The organism is Jidongwangia harbinensis (assembly GCF_020216025.1).
Classification (GTDB): Bacteria; Actinomycetota; Actinomycetes; order Mycobacteriales; family Micromonosporaceae; genus Actinoplanes; species Actinoplanes harbinensis.
The window spans coordinates 48,521-63,157 of record NZ_JAIWNC010000040.1; the positions used below are offsets into that span (position 1 = coordinate 48,521).

The 14,637-nt window shown below is 68.3% G+C and carries 10 protein-coding genes and 1 pseudogene; 5 read left to right on the top strand and 6 right to left on the bottom strand.

The features are described 5' to 3' along the window. Positions 1 to 48 precede the first annotated feature (48 nt). The 4 genes and pseudogenes from LDL48_RS35120 to LDL48_RS35135 form a co-directional block, all read right to left on the bottom strand. Entirely contained in the window at positions 49 to 228 is a 180-nt protein-coding gene (locus tag LDL48_RS35120) for a hypothetical protein (RefSeq protein WP_225259453.1), read from the bottom strand. Between the two features lie 646 nt (positions 229 to 874). Then, positions 875 to 2,101, bottom strand: coding sequence for a hypothetical protein (locus LDL48_RS35125; protein ID WP_225259454.1), 1,227 nt, complete (start codon positions 2,099 to 2,101; stop codon positions 875 to 877). A gap of 89 nt (positions 2,102 to 2,190) precedes the next feature. Then, on the bottom strand, positions 2,191 to 3,033 hold the full coding sequence (locus tag LDL48_RS35130) for a group II intron maturase-specific domain-containing protein (RefSeq protein WP_225259485.1): 843 nt from the start codon (positions 3,031 to 3,033) through the stop codon (positions 2,191 to 2,193). Between the two features lie 87 nt (positions 3,034 to 3,120). Next, positions 3,121 to 4,085: pseudogene (locus tag LDL48_RS35135) on the bottom strand (reverse transcriptase domain-containing protein); the annotation flags it as partial. 1,093 nt (positions 4,086 to 5,178) lie between these two features. On the opposite strand from LDL48_RS35135, the gene LDL48_RS35140 reads away from it, so the two are divergent. The 5 genes from LDL48_RS35140 (at position 5,179) to LDL48_RS35160 (ending at position 13,160) form a co-directional block, all read left to right on the top strand. Beyond that, positions 5,179 to 6,366, top strand: coding sequence for a lipase family protein (locus LDL48_RS35140; protein WP_225259455.1), 1,188 nt, complete (start codon positions 5,179 to 5,181; stop codon positions 6,364 to 6,366). Continuing rightward, complete coding sequence (locus tag LDL48_RS35145) at positions 6,363 to 7,493, top strand: caspase family protein (protein ID WP_225259456.1); 1,131 nt, start codon at positions 6,363 to 6,365, stop codon at positions 7,491 to 7,493. The genes LDL48_RS35140 and LDL48_RS35145 overlap by 4 nt, the downstream gene beginning before the upstream one ends. Then, complete coding sequence (locus LDL48_RS35150) at positions 7,490 to 8,614, top strand: hypothetical protein (protein WP_225259457.1); 1,125 nt, start codon at positions 7,490 to 7,492, stop codon at positions 8,612 to 8,614. Before LDL48_RS35145 ends, LDL48_RS35150 begins: the two co-directional genes overlap by 4 nt. Positions 8,615 to 8,706: 92 nt before the next feature. Next, on the top strand, positions 8,707 to 10,728 hold the full coding sequence (locus tag LDL48_RS35155; protein ID WP_225259458.1) for a caspase family protein: 2,022 nt from the start codon (positions 8,707 to 8,709) through the stop codon (positions 10,726 to 10,728). After that, the gene (locus LDL48_RS35160; RefSeq protein WP_225259459.1) at positions 10,725 to 13,160 is read left to right on the top strand and encodes a hypothetical protein; all 2,436 of its coding nucleotides are present in this window, start codon (positions 10,725 to 10,727) and stop codon (positions 13,158 to 13,160) included. The genes LDL48_RS35155 and LDL48_RS35160 overlap by 4 nt, the downstream gene beginning before the upstream one ends. Before the next feature lie 346 nt (positions 13,161 to 13,506). Here LDL48_RS35160 and LDL48_RS35165 read toward each other — a convergent pair whose 3' ends face one another. Then, the gene (locus LDL48_RS35165; protein WP_225259460.1) at positions 13,507 to 13,995 is read right to left on the bottom strand and encodes an integrase core domain-containing protein; all 489 of its coding nucleotides are present in this window, start codon (positions 13,993 to 13,995) and stop codon (positions 13,507 to 13,509) included. A gap of 23 nt (positions 13,996 to 14,018) precedes the next feature. Then, positions 14,019 to 14,579 carry a helix-turn-helix domain-containing protein gene (locus tag LDL48_RS35170; RefSeq protein WP_225259461.1) on the bottom strand — a complete coding sequence of 187 codons (561 nt, stop codon included), beginning with the start codon at positions 14,577 to 14,579 and terminating at the stop codon, positions 14,019 to 14,021. Between the last annotated feature and the right edge of the window lie 58 nt (positions 14,580 to 14,637).

Here is a 14,637-nt window from a genome sequence, read left to right on the forward strand (position 1 = left end):
GACGAGTTTGCCGTTGGCCACCGCACGCGGTCGGCGGCAGCCCGCTTCCTACTGGCCGGCGTCGGCGTCGGCGTTGGCGCGGCATTCGCCGTGTTCGGCTTCGAGTTGCTGACGGAGGGCGCCACACTGGTCGGCGTGGTGTGCGTCGGTCTCGGCCGCGGCGATGGCGGCCGTCCCGGTGGGCGTCGCGGCCGTCGGTGTCGGCGCGGCGATCGCGGTGGCTGGCATTGCAGCATTGACTGGAGGCGTCGACCTCGTCGGCACCGGGCTCATCGTTGTCGGCGCAGCGAACGCCATCGTAGGCATCGCGGCACTAAACGGCCGCGAAACTTTGTCCGGCATAACAGGCATCGCCGCTAGCGCGGCGGGCCGCCACCCTCGGCGTCGCTGTGCTCGCGGACAGCCCCGTGCACGATCGGTGACGTGAATGGTGAGCGGCGGTATCGACGATGCCAGCGGCCAGTACGGTGGACGCCAGAACCGCGGGGCAAGCGGCGGCGCGTGAGGTTGATGGCGGAGACGACAACCGCGAGTCAGGAGGACACGAGCCCTCCAACCACCCTGCTGCCGAGGAAAGCGGTGAGCGACATTGACAAATCAAGATATGGCACGAGTCGACGTGCCTATGGCGGTACCGGCAGTGCCGCAGCAGTTGCCACACATTGCCGGGGCGACCGAACCTGCACCGGTTCACCCGGCGCGGCCGGAACCGTCCACTGCCTGTTCGAGCCGCAGTATCAATACCGGCCCATTCAGGACCAGCAGCGAGTGTCTCGCCTACCTCAAGCACTTGGCGTCGGACATTGCGAGTAGTGTCTACGCCCCCCGCCCGTCGAGGCGGGAGCGCCCCATCGCGGCAGACCAAAGCGACCGCCTACCCCCCACGCTGCTCTTTCCAAATCTCGATTTGCGCCCGCAGCATCAGAACTGACTGTTGAGCAGCTTGGATCTGGTCGAGCGCATCGTGTGCCGTCTCAGATATCGACTCGTAGTCGACGGATCCTGTAAGCACGTGAAGATTAGCGATTGCCGTACTTACGCTCACATTCGCCTGTTCAAGCGGTTCGGCGGGCAACAACGCCACCAACTCATCCAGCGACGCAAAGATTCTTTCCATGTCGGCCTCCGGCCTTGTGATGCCCTCAGTTCCTCCCACGCCTTCTTGATGCTTACCGCGGCGTGAGTCGTCAGAGGGAGATTGGGCATATCGAGCGTCGACCCCGCTGATCGCCTCGCTGACAGCGCGACTCCAGGTGCTTGATATTCCGGAGACGACGTGCAACGCGACATCTCTCATGTCGCCGCCCAGCGTCAAAGCATCTTCATAAAAGTCGTGGGCCGCCCCTGGCCCTTGGAGCAGGGAAATCAACACAGCGGCACCACTGAAAAACAAACCTACTCGAGAACGCATCCCTCCCGGCGATGAACCCGCTGCCGCTTTGGCGGCTCCGATGCTGCGCGGTCCCCACTCGTCAAGGAGAGCGGTGGTTCTGACATCTATTACCTGCAGGGCCGCCCGAAGCGATGCGTCCGGACGACGATCGCGTCTCAGCGATCCGACCGTGGCCGAACTGTACAGCGAGATCAGATCTCGCGTGACTGCAGGTGGGGGGTAAAGAAGCGGTGGCGGCCACTCCATTCCCCTCTCACTGACCACCTTCGCCAGGAGGGATCCCACCATATGAATGAACCTTCTGGCTTGGGCGGCAGTCACTACACTTTCGCCATAAGGCGGCGGCCGCAGATTCAGATCCATGATGCCGCGAACCCCGACCTGCAGGCCGTTCAAGACGGTGCGCGCAGCCGCCTCGTGCCGATCCTCCGCTTCCGCATCAAGCAGGACATCGCAGGCCCTCTCGATGGACGGCAGCTCCGACATCACCCACCCCAGTATGGTTTCGCCTTGGCGAGTCGATTGGTCTTCCTCAGTGTGATCATGGCGTTCACCAGAGTGGTCGTACGCGTCTTGTGGAGGAATAATGTCCGAAGTAGGAAATGCATCTTTTGCAGAGAATGAGTCGTCGCACCCCGGATCTACATAAAAGCCATCGCCGTCGTAATCGAAGTTTTCTTGATCGCCTGGGTCATCGACGCGCGCCATCGCGAACCTCCCCTCGTCCTAAACAAACAATAACCGACTTGAGGGTTTGACGGAATCGCATGCCGCATGCGTGAGTAGAAGTCCTGATGTTACTTGCGTAGCGCGGAGCCGGACGACTGACACGTACCAGTGCAGTCGGGTAGCCCCGACGCATTGCTGCGCCGGGCCCCCTCAGAACCGTGCGTGCAACTCGTCGCGGCACACGGCTCAAGCAAGCCGCTGGGGCGATTTCTGGAGTGCAGTGGGTGCTGGTTCCTGCTGTCCGTTGGTGGTTCGGCGGAGGCAGGAGGAGTGAACGAGTCGGGTCTCGTCCGGCAGGCCTTTCCCGTGGAGGCGATGATTTGCCTGGTGATCGCCTTGCGGGTGGTGCGGTGCCACTGTTCCCACTCGCGTGGGGTTTGTGGCTCGCGGTCGGCGTGCAGCAGCAACTCACCGCAGATCGGGCAGGACCCGTGCTGCCTGCGGAGCAGGTGCAGGGTTCTGCGGTCGAGCAGCGGTCTGTTCTTGCTGCGCCGTTCGGCCCAGTAGGCGGCCTGGGCGGGGTCGTCCGGAGACGCGTCCCCGCGGACCAGGCTGTGCCGGACGATCTTCGTCCAGGCGAACTTGGGGAGGTAAGCGCCGCTGGTGCGGTCGCCGAACACCCACCGGTCCTGCCTGTCCGAGTTATACCGGCCGAAGTACCTGTTAACGATCCAGGGCTTCGGCTTGTGGGGATGACTGTGGCAGGCCCACTTGTAGGTGAGCCGCCACAGGTGCACGTCCAGCGCGGCGAACACGATGGACGATGCTGCCCCTCGGTAGTAATTCGCCCAGCCCCGCACGATCGGGTTGATCTTCGCGAGGACAGTCGCCGGGTTCGAGCCGCGCAGGGCCCGAAACTCGGCGGACAGGCGATGCCTGACTCGTTTGACGGCGGCCTTGCTGGGTTTCATCAGGAGCTTGCCGTTGCGTCGGCGGGCGGTGAACCCGAGGAAATCGAACCCCTCGTCGAGGTGGACGATTCTCGTCTTGTCCTCGTTGAAGGTTAGACCCCTCGGTGCCAGCCATGCGGCGAGCCGCGTTTTGACGTCTTCGGCCTGCTGCTTGGAGTAGCAGAGGGCGACCATGTCATCGGCGTATCTGATCAGCGAAGGGGAGCCCCGTTTCGTCCGCTGCGGATCGCTGCGTTCGTGACGGACTCCTGCCGCCTCTTCCAGCCCATGCAACGCGATATTCAACAGCAGAGGACTGATCACCCCGCCTTGCGGAGTTCCCGCATCAGTGGGAGCGAATCCTTTGCCTTTCTCGAACACGCCCGCTTTCAACCAGCCCCGGATCTGGGGACGGCCGGGAAATCCCCGATCGTGGCGAGTAGACGGTCGTGGTCGATTCTGTCGAATGCTGCGGTGAGGTCCGCGTCCAGCACCCACACACGTTGCGCGGTCGCGCCGCACGCGGTCACGTGGATGACTTGGATCGCGTCCTGGCAGCTGCGGCCCGGCCGGAACCCGTAACTCTTGGGCTCGAATCGGGCCTCCCATTCGGGTTCCAGTGCGTTACGGTGCCGCGCCTGGTGGACGCGGTCCGAGATGACCGGGATGCCGAGTGGTCGCTGTTTCCCATTGGCTTTCGGAATGTATACCCGCTTGACCGCGAGCGGCATGAACGTCTGTGCGGTGCGATGGGTCTGTTCCGCCCGGTTCATGCGTGCCGGGGAGGTCAGTGCGACCTTCCCGTCGATGCCCGCCGTCGCGCGTCCAGCGTTGCGCTGCGCGACCTGGCGCATGCTGACCAGCGTGTTGGACCAGCTGCGCAGCATCAGTTTCTGCAGGTTCCTGACCTTCGGCCAGTCACCGTCCTTCGTCGCCTTGAAGATCCTGCCTCGTAGCCGCCGTACGTTCTCCTCATGGCGTCGCCAGGCAACGTTGTCCCATGGTGGAGAGTCGTCCTCAGGTCCGTTCACTCCGAGGGCCGCCATCGCAATATCTAAAGCGAAAGCCGTCATCTGTGTCTAACTTGTCCTTCGGCTCGAATGGTTCCGCTGCATTGTCGTCAAAGGCTCACCCGCCACACGTCAGCCTGCTTTCGCAGCCGGGCACCAGGCTCGGTATCCGGCCAGTTATACGGCGACGACCGGTCGGAGGACCGGTTGATGATGCCGCCGCTTTCCTGTTACCTTTCAGTCACCGGCATTCGCTTCTTGGGCGTCCTGTTCCCGTCCCGGAGTTGAACTCTCCTCACGGTCGGCCTACCACAGAAAATCCTGCGGACCGTAACGGGGTTTCCACGTTCCACACGCGTGAGACACGGCCGGGTCGGGTGCCCTCTTAACCCCGGAGGCGACGGTATCCACACGACCGTCGATGAGTCCTCGGTCGTCGTCTGCCGACTTCCAGCGGCCAGCCTCTTTGTCTCCCCGGCATTACTGTCCGACCCGGAGAGTTGCCGTGACGAGGCATCAACGAGGGTTCACCATATTCACCCTTTCGGCCTTCCCCTCACCTGTGACACCCAGTCGGAATAGGTGCCCTTGGGCTTTTCCCTGAGCTTCGCACCCGGCGATTACTCGCCACGCACGTCAGGGCGGGGACCGGTCTGGAGATACTGACCGGGAGCTACGTCTCGGGCATCAAACCCGACCTCCAATCGACGTACTCACTCACTTCGTGCGACCTCGTGTCGCACCTCATCTCGGCAGATCCGTGCGTCGATCATGCAGCTCGAGCAGCCACCGTTGAACGAAGCGTGAGGACCTCGGGTCATCGGTCCACCCTCATCGCCGCCATGTCGACGACAGCGGCAACAAGCCGGCCGCGATCTTGAACCTGTCGTTTCCCATCTCCTACCCCACCAGCGGCACCCCGGCCGGCTTCCGTCTGGCGTCCGGCCTGGCCTCCTCGACGCACGGCGACGCCTTCCTGGTCTGGGACAACCGCGCCCTCGGCAACGCGTCAAGAACTGCCTGGTGCAGAAGGCGAAGTGCAACACCCACGGCGACTTCTATGTCGTCCTCCCGACAGGTCGCTTGCCAGACGGCGTCTTCCGCGGCTATCAAAACGAGACAGGAGGGCTTGCAACGACTACGAAATCAGGCCGCCATGCCGCTCGTTTTCGTGCACGGAGTCTCTAACCGCTGGAGTGCGGACTACACCCGGGGTATCGCGGCCCGCGACGCGTTGTTCCGCGAGTTCCTGCTGCGCGACCACCGCCCGGCCGACGGCCGCGCGGTCGCGATCCGCAATCCCTACTGGGGCGGCTTCGGCGGACGCCTTCATTGGGGCGGCGCCTCGGTCCCCCGCGACGACTTCGAAAGCCTCGGCGCGGAGGACACCGCCTATGCCGAGATGTATGTGGCGGCCGATCCGGACGGCAGCGCGACCACCCCGGCCGAGGTCGTGCTGGCCGTCGCCCGGCGCTCGTTGCCCGACGCCGTCGACCTGCTTTGGTCAGCCGCAGCCCTCGGCGAGCGCGACGAGGCAGGCGAGCTGGCGGAGCTGGCCGGACCGGCGTACCGCTACGCCCGGAGCAAACCCCACCCGGACTGGGTCGACACGATCCGCACCGATCAGGAGCTGGTCACCCGGCTGGAGCAGGAGATCGCGACTGCCAGCGACGGCTCGCCGGCCGCGGCGGCCTCGGATTCGGAATACGAGTCACTGGGCCTCGGACCCGGATGGAACGCCGTCCGGCGCGGCCTGGGACGGCTGCGCTCGGCGGTGCCCAACTACGTGGGCCGGCGAGCCGCCGACAAGATCCGGTCGGTCGCCGTCCCGCCGGTCACCGGCTTCCTCGGTGACGTGTTCGTCTATCTACACGAGCAGCACGGCGTGGCCCGTCCCATCGGCGAACTGGTCGAGGTTGACCTGCGCGCGGCCGCCGCCGAGCGCACTCCGGCCGACCCGTTCGTCGTGGTCGCGCACAGCATGGGCGGCAATATTGTCTACGACGTCCTCACCTCGACAGGCGCCGACGTCGAGGTCGACCTGCTGGTCACCGTGGGCAGCCAGGTCGGCTTCTTCGAGGAGCTCAAGCTGTTCCGCGCCAGCAACCGGGCCGTTCCGGGCGACGACCCGAAGCGCAAGCTCCCGCGGCCACCGGCCGTGCGGCGCTGGATTAACATCTTCGACTACAGCGACCTGCTCGGCTTCGAGGTCGGCTCGATCATCGACGGCGTGGTCGACTACTCGTACCGCACCGACTCCCCCCTGCGCGCGCACGGCCAGTACTTCCTCCAGCCGAGCTTCCACGAGCGGCTCGCCGAGCGGGCCGGGGCGAACGACGGATGACGCTCGTGATCGACGCTGGGCGCGATGGCCCCCGGGTCCACCTGCTGGCCATCGGCGTCGGCGCCTACCGGCATCTGCCGGGCGGGGCCGACCCGGTCCCGCACGACACCTTCGGGCTGCGCCAGCTGACGGGGCCACCCCATGCGGCCATGGCCTTCACCGATTTCGTGGTGTCGGGCCTCAACCATCCGGGCGCCCGGCTGGGCACCGTCGAGGTCCTGCTCTCCCCGCCGGCCGAACACGTCGACCCAGTCGAGGGCGAGATCCGGGTGGGCGTCCCCAACCTGGCCAACACCATCGCCGCGTTCGAGGCATGGTACGAGCGGTGCGACAGCCACGAGGGCAACGTGGCGCTGTTCTACTTCTGCGGCCACGGCGTGCAGAAGGAGTCGCCTTACCTGCTGCTCGAGGACTTCGGACAGTCCCGGCTGGCGATGATGCGCAACAGCGTCGACATCATGGCGACCTACACCGGCATGGCCGCCTGCCAGGCCCGCAGCCAGTACTTCTTCGTCGACGCCTGCCGCGAGATCCCACAGCAATTCCTGGAGAATCTCGGCGGCGCCGGGCACGTGCTCAAGGACCCCGAGGTGGTCAGCGACGACCGCGACGGCGCCCTGCTGTTCGGCGCCTCGGGCGGCCACAAGGCCTACGGGCGGCCGGGGCAGGCAACGCGGTTCACCGAAGCGCTCATCCGCAGCCTCGAAGGGCTGGGCGCCCGGCCGGACAACGGGCGCTGGGTGGTCGACTTCCCCGGTCTTCAGCGGGCCGTCACCACCGTGCTGCGCCTCGGCGACCCGGCCGCCCCGGTCCAGCGCCCGCAGTCCTTCGGCGCGGTGGGCGACGGCATCGTCCAGGTCTGCGCGCAGCCACCGTACGTGCCGCTGCGCGTGAGCTGCTGGCCGCCCGAGGCGGTCGGGCGGCCGGGCACGACGGTTCTGCTCGAGTCGCTGTCGCAGGCGGCCGAGCCGGTCACCCCCACGGCCCGCGACGGCGGGTGGGACGCCGACGTCCGGGCCGACATGTACCGCCTCGCCGTGCAGGCTGGGCCGCCCTATCGCGGGGCGGTGGCGCAGGTGGGCGCCTGGCCGCCCTGGGCCACAGCGGAAGTGTCGGTGGCGCCGTGACCGGCGACGGACTGCTGCGGGTCTCGCTGCGACCCGACCACCTGCCGCCCGAGGCGGTGCTCGCGGCCGAGGTTATCGACACGCGTACGGCGGAGACCACGACCATGCCGATGCCGGTGGGCGGATCCCAGGAGCTGCGGTTGCCGCCCGGCACCTACGTCGTGCGGGCGGCGCTCTCCTCGGGCGAGATCGTCGCCCGGACCGCCGATGTGGACGCCGACGCGCTCACTTCCGTGACACTTCAGGTAGTCCGGCCGACCGGCGCACCCACCAAGGGCGGCGAGGCCGAGCCAGCCTTGCGGGTGTGGGCCCGGCTCTGGCACGGGACGGAGACCACGCCCCTTCCGGTCGACGCGGAAACGGCCTGGGCGAAGACCACCGAACACGTAGCGGAGGTGAAGCTGAACGACGCCGAGCTGATCCAGGTGGGCGGCCCCGGTGTCGCGTGGCGCTTCGTCTGCCTGCCGCCGGCGCCGCGCTGCGTGCTGACGCTCGCCCGGGTGCGCGCCAGGGGCGATGTCGACGACGGCGTCCGGGTCCGGGCCTGGAGCCCCGACCCGACGGCCCGGGCCATGCTGAGCTATCTGTCGTCGGGCCAGCTCGACCAGGCCCAGGTCGTGGCCGGTGATCTCGAGGACCAGGCGCTGCGGCTCTTCCGCGACAAGGTGCAACGGCCGGACGGGGCGGCCGTCGCCGGCTATCTGCTGCTGCGGTTGCACCGCATCGACCGGCTCGGGGACTGGCCGGACAACTTCGCGCGGTGGTTCGGGTGGCTCCCCGACGCGCACATCATCCACGCGTGGCAGTTGCTCCGGGAACGCGGTCTGCCGCGCGGGGAACTCGCCCGCCGCCGGCTACTCTCCGCCGCCGAGGCCGGGATCCCCCGCTACACCGAGGGCCTGGGACTGCTCCTCGAAGGACTGCGCATGTTCGCCGGCAGCGACCGGCACGACCGGCCGGTGGCGTCGGCGCTCGCGACGGTACGGGCCTACGCGAGCGCCTGCGACTGGAGCGCGCCGCAGACGGTCTACTGGGGCCGACGGCCCGACCAGCCCTCGCTGACCCGGCATGAGGGCGAGGTGGCCGCGGGCGGCGTGACCCAGTTCTGGGTCGGCGTCTAACGTCTGTCGGGTCCCCGATCCGACAAGCCCGCCCGCCGTTCGCCGACTTATGCTGAGGCCGGAGCCGAAGCCGACGGCGAAACGGCAGCATCATGAATGACGAGCGATACCGAGCACTGCTCATCGGGAACTGGGAATACATAGACCCGGACAAGGTCCTGCTTCCGCTCAACGGGCCACCGAACGATCTCGTCGTGATCCGCGAGGCGTTGACGCATCCGGAATATGGGCTGTTCCGGGACCAGGACATCACCGTCGAGGCTAATATCACCTCGCAGGAGATGGGCCGGCGACTGCACAGCTTCGTCCAGGGTGGGCGGCCGACCGACCGTCTGCTGATCTACTTCTCCGGCCACGGCGAGCGGCTGGGACGACAGCAGCTGGGGTTGTGCGGCGTCGACGTGGAATACAGCCAGCGCGAGGTCGACGCCTTCGACGCCGACCGGCTCCGGCAGTGGATCAAGACCTACAACACGTCGTCCTCCACCGTCGTCATCCTCGACTGCTGCTACGCCGGGCAGTACAAGAGCGGCTTCAACGAGGACATTTTGGCCGAGTCGTTCGGCACGGGAACGGCCGTGCTCTCCAGCGGTGGCAACGAACCCTCCCGCGACGGCGACCACCAGGACGACCCGAGCCCGTTCACCGCGGCCCTGGCCCGGATTCTCACCGACCCCGACGTGCTGAGCGGCGAGAGCGGCTACGTCAACACCGAGGACGTCTATCGGGCCCTGACCAGTTTCGAGCCCAAACTCCTGCCGCCGCCCCGGCGCAACCTGCAGGCGCAGGGATCCATCCCGCTGGCCCGGCGCGCCCGGGCCGAGCAGGAGGCGGCCGACCGGATGACGCTACGCGGCTACGACAAACACCTGACGGTGGAGACGATCGACCTGGTGTTCCGCGACGGCGCGGTGACGACGGCCCCGAAGTCCGCCGACGAGCCGGCCGGTGATCTGACCCTACTCGATCCCAACCGGCAGGCGGCGATCCGGCGACTGGCCACCCTCGCCGACACCCTGGCCCACAGCGCCGACTACGCCACGGATCCGCGCTGGCGGCACGCCGTCAGGAAGGCCTGGCAGTGCATCGGCGCCAACCTCTATGACTCGGCCTTCCCGCCGTCCCTGCAGGAGAAGATCGCTTCCTACAGCGCCGACTCCGGCGGCCGGCTTTTCAAGATCCGGCTGCGGTACGAGGACGAGGCGGCCCGTCGCCTGGAGCGCTATCCGTGGGAGTACATCCAGGCCAGACCGGGCCCGGGCACGGTCCCGCCCGAGGGCGACTCACCGGTCCAGTCGGCGTCGCTGCCCCTCGCCCTGCGGCCGGGGTTGCTCGTCGAGCGGGTGAGCGGTGAGGGCCTGCAGCCGTCCGACCGCACCGCACGGCGCCGCACCGGGCTCAAGCCCAACGTGGGTCTACTCAACGCCCTCCCGGAGCCGTTCTCCCGGCTGGCGCTGCGCACCGAACGGGAACTGGAGGCGATCCCCGGCCTGGATCTGCTGGTGCGCTTCCACGGTGGCGAGGCGACGTGGTGGAAGCTGCTCGACGGATTGAGCAGCCAGCTGAGCCATCTGGTGCTGTTCGCGCCCATCCGCCGCATCCGCGACGGCTCCGCCCAGATTGGATTCGCCCATCCGTCGGCCGACGCCGACTGGGTGCCGGTCGACCGCCTCGTCCGGGAACTACGCGACCAGCGCCCGCTGGAGAGCCTGACCGTCGTCACCTTCCCCGTCGCCCCGGGGCACGACGTCATCCGCGGCACCTTTCAGATCGCGCAGGCGCTCAACCTCAGCGGCATCCGGCCGGTCGTGTTCGTGTGCCACCTGCCCGGCTTCGAGCGCTCGGCCGAGCAGTACGACAGCGCGGGGCCGCAGACCTTCCCCGGGTTGCTGCTGCACGCGCTGAGCGAGGGCAAGCCGCTGGACCGCAGTGTCCACTACGCGCGCGACCGGGTTATGCGCCGCAACGCGGCCGATTTCGAGGCGCTGTTCGGGGTGCCCGGCTACTACTCGGAGCTCCAGCCCGCCGCGACGCCGGTTGCGGCGACGTCGATCGGCGCCGCCACCGGCTCGGGGTGGCGTATGACGGCCGGGAAGCCGCGGGGTGTGAGATGACCGGCCCGCCCACCGTGCGCACGTCCCGATATGAGCTGGCCAAGGCGCTGATGGTCGGCGGCGCCAACGATGAGGAGGCCGACCGGCAGCTGACCCTGGCCCTGGGCGAGGCGGGCGACCAACCCCCGGAGTGGCTGCTGCACCTCGAGCTGGGCCGGTTGCGACGGCACCACGACCCGGTCGGCGCGGTTCGCAACTTCCTCGACGCGACCCGCACCGCGTCGCAGACCGACGTGGAACCGGCCGCCGAAGAGGCGCTGGCCGCGCTGGTCGGGGTCGAGGACGGTAGTCTGCGCCACATCCTGTCCGACGACGACCTCGCTGCGCTGCGCGCACGGGCCCGGGCCGACGACGCTCCGGCAGCCCTCGTCCGGCTCGTCGCGTCCCTGCTCATGCTGCGCGGCGACGCCGCCCAGGGCCTCGACCTGTTGGTCGCCAACCCGACCAACGCGCTGCCCTCGACCGACCTGCAGCGGATGGTGGACGCGGCGGCCTACATCCGCGGCCTCATCGCCGACGACCAGTGGCAGGAAGCCGCCGAGCTCATCGCGGGCGACCAATGGATCGCCACCGAGCCCGGGCTGGCCGCCGACCGTGCCCTGATCTACTACGCCCTGGGCCGGGAGGACCGCGCGGCCGGCGAGCTGCCCGATCAGGCGACCCGCTTCCCGGAGGCCGTGGTCCGGCTCCTCCTGGCCCTGCAGCGCGCCGCGCTCCTGGCCGGCGCCGAGCGCCGCGAGGCGTTCACCGACGCCCTCGACCTGGCGGTGGCGGCGACCCAGATCGCCTCGGCTGGCGCCGAGGCCTCCCTGCTGCGCGCGCAGGTGCTGCTCGAGGGCGCCCTCGATCTCGACGAGGGCCGGCGCCTGCTGCGCAGCGCCCTGCGCCGCCTGCGCGACGACCTCGACGGGATCGCCTGGTGGCGCGCGCAGCAAAAGGTCCGTCGGGACGAGCTGTACGCATACTTCCGCATCGAGGTTGCGGCGGCGCTCGGCGATGACAAGGACGTCCTGGCCCGGGCGGCGACGGCGGGTTCAACGGTGACCGACTACCTGCAGGACGGCGCCATCGCCGAGCTCGAGGGAGAGATCCTCGAGAAGCGGGGTGACATCGACGGGGCGGCCGACGCCCATTGCCGCGCGGCTCGGGCGTTCCAAAGCGCCAACGACCGGACGCGGGCCGTTGACCATCTCCGCACGTCTCTCTCGCAGCGGCCCGACCAGGCGGCCGTCTGCGACCTGGCCGAGCTGCTCTGGGAGTCGTCGTTCCCGGCCGATGTCGGCGGCGACGCCGACGCAGCCGCCATCGAGGAGGCGCTGACTCAGCTCGCCACGGTGAGCGAGCCGGCGACTGACGAGCTTGCCGTCCGGTTGTGCTTTCTGACCGGGCTCGCCGTGACCAGGCAGGCCGAACTCACCCGGAACGCCGGGCGACGCTGGAGCGGTCTGCCCCACCTGCTGGTGGCCGCGCTCACCGGTGCGGAACCGGCCTACCGCGCGGCCCACGCGGCCTGGGCCCTGCAGTCGGTGTCGCTGCACCGGGCAGCCTGGCTCTTCGCCGAGCGGGCCGTGGGCGGCGGCCCGGTGACCGACGCCTGGCTGGCCGAAACCGCCATCGTCATGAGGTTCGACTGGGCCGGGCAGCTCGACGCCCGGTCACGCGACATGCTCGAGCTGATCCAGGTGGGCGCCTGGCGCGACTCGCTGCTCGCCTACGACAGCCTGCTGCGCGGCGACCTCGAAGCGCTCCAGCCGATGCTCGACCGCGACGACCTGACCGAGCCGTGGATGCGGCAGGTCCGCGCCTACGGGGTGGCGCGCTGCCGCGGCTACGCCGAGGCGGTGCCGCTCTTCGGCGAGATCCTCAAGGACTGCCTCGCCACGCACAACGCCATCACCGCCGGCGATTGCGCGGTCCTGCTCGACAACATTGACACCGCCCGCGAACAGACCGCCCTCGCGGTGGCAGCCGGCGATCTCGATCGGTGCGCGGCCGCCCTTCGGCGGGCGCTTCTCAAGGTGCTCGAGGGCGACCTAGACGCGGCCGCCGAGGTGTCGAGCCGCCTCGAGCGTGAGTTCCGCCCGTACCTCAAACGGTCTTACGCCCATGCCGACCTCCCGACGCTGATCGCCGAGCACGCCGCCGCCACGCCCGAGCTGAGCGACGTGCTGCGCCGGCTGCGCACGACGGCTGAGGTCGCTGGCGACGACCTGGAGTTCGACCGACCGCCTACCGCCGAGCTCGACGCCGGCTGCGTGGGGGCGCCCGAGCCGGAGCTCGACCGGGTGGTGGGCACGCTCTTGAGAGCGGGCGGCAAGCTGTCCGAAGGGAACCTTTACGCGGTCGCCGCCGCCCTCGGCGAAGTTCGCTTCCAGCCCGAGCTCAACGCGGCCGCCTTCGTCCGGTGCCTGAGCCTGGCGGCCGCACGCTGACGCGAGCCGGCGAGCAACTCCGACAAACTACAGCGGGAGGGGAACGCGACTGCGAAGTCGTGTTGATCTTGTGGGGCTCGTAAACCCAGCGCAAGCCGTTGACAGGCGATGTTGTCCGCCTGCCGTTGCACCAGGGCCGCGGTGATCCCGGTCATAGGCCCTTCGCTGGCGTACTGCCGACAAAACATCCGTGCTGGTCAGAAGGCGTTCTGGCGGCCGGGGCTATCGTGACTGGCCTGGCGTCGGTGCCTCCGTTGGCCCTCGTGGTCGGTGACTGCGCGACGATGTCGACTCATGCTGTTGCGACTGGCGCACCTGGGTTGTGCCGCTCGAAATTGCGGTTGGGCTACGCTGCCTGCGAGTATTCGTTGATCAGTCCGTTGAGGATCTTCCTACGGCAGAGCCGCGCCGAGGCGAGGTCGACGACGGCTGGCCCGGTGTCCGTGGCGTTGGGTGGGCCTTGGTGACGGCTCTGATGGGGCCGATGCTCGTTGTAGTGCGCGATGAACTCACATAAGACAGCCAGCAGGTGCCTCGGGTGGTAGATCAGCATCCGGTCCAGACACTCGCGGCGAACCGTGCGTACCCACCGTTCCGCGTACGCGTTCGCCTGCGGCGCCTGCGGTGGACTGCGTAAGACCTCGATGCCTTCGCTGGTGAACACCTCGTCGAACACATCGGTGTACTTGGAGTCGCGGTCGCGGATCAGGAACCGGAACTGCCCGGCCCGCTCCCCCCGGTCCAGCATCAGGTTACGGGCCTGCTGCGCCACCCACTCCCCGCTCGGATGGACGGTCACGCCGAGGATGTGCACCCGCCGGGTGCCAATCTCCATCAGGAACAGCACGTAAATGCGGGTTAGCCCGATTGTGTCGACGTGCAGGAAATCGCAGGCCAGGATCCCTTGGCCTGTGCAGCGAGCAACTCGGTCCAGGTCGGACCGGTCCGCCGCGGTGCGGGATCCACCCCGGCGTTGGTCAGGATGGACCACACGGTGCTGGCCGCCACCCGGTATCCCAGGCCCACCAGTTCGCCCTGGATTCTGCGATGGCCCCAGCTTGGGTTCTCCTTCGCCAGGCGCAGCACCAGCGCCCGGATTGCCGCCTGAACCGGCGGACGGCCCGGCCGGCGTCGGGTATAGGTCCACTTACGGGCAATCAGGGCGCGGTGCCAGCGCAGCAGGGTGGCCGGGGTGACCAGGAACGTTGCCCACCGCGGTCTGGGCAGCAGCCGAGCCAGGGCCGAGAGCACCGCCCGGTCGGAGGGTTCCAGATCCAGACGTTTGACCTGACGGCGCAGCACCGCGACCTGATGGCGAAGGACCAGGATCTCAATCTCCATCGTCCGCTCCCCCCGCAGGCTCAGCACGATCAACTGCAGCACCTGACGTAGGACCAGGTATCCGAACGACACGACCATGCCAGTCAGCCTGCCGTCCATCGAGCAACTGGCGACGCGCAGAACCCCAGGTCAACCC

Excerpts from the sequence above, each read along its gene's own strand:
- LDL48_RS35155 (WP_225259458.1), top strand. The coding sequence starts at position 8,707 with ATGAATGACGAGCGATACCGAGCACTGCTCATCGGGAACTGGGAATAC.
- LDL48_RS35145 (WP_225259456.1), top strand. The coding sequence starts at position 6,363 with ATGACGCTCGTGATCGACGCTGGGCGCGATGGCCCCCGGGTCCACCTG.
- LDL48_RS35165 (WP_225259460.1), bottom strand. The coding sequence starts at position 13,995 with ATGGAGATTGGCACCCGGCGGGTGCACATCCTCGGCGTGACCGTCCAT.
- LDL48_RS35160 (WP_225259459.1), top strand. The coding sequence starts at position 10,725 with ATGACCGGCCCGCCCACCGTGCGCACGTCCCGATATGAGCTGGCCAAG.
- LDL48_RS35170 (WP_225259461.1), bottom strand. The coding sequence starts at position 14,579 with ATGGTCGTGTCGTTCGGATACCTGGTCCTACGTCAGGTGCTGCAGTTG.
- LDL48_RS35140 (WP_225259455.1), top strand. The coding sequence starts at position 5,179 with ATGCCGCTCGTTTTCGTGCACGGAGTCTCTAACCGCTGGAGTGCGGAC.
- LDL48_RS35120 (WP_225259453.1), bottom strand. The coding sequence starts at position 228 with ATGCCAGCCACCGCGATCGCCGCGCCGACACCGACGGCCGCGACGCCC.
- LDL48_RS35130 (WP_225259485.1), bottom strand. The coding sequence starts at position 3,033 with ATGAAACCCAGCAAGGCCGCCGTCAAACGAGTCAGGCATCGCCTGTCC.
- LDL48_RS35125 (WP_225259454.1), bottom strand. The coding sequence starts at position 2,101 with ATGGCGCGCGTCGATGACCCAGGCGATCAAGAAAACTTCGATTACGAC.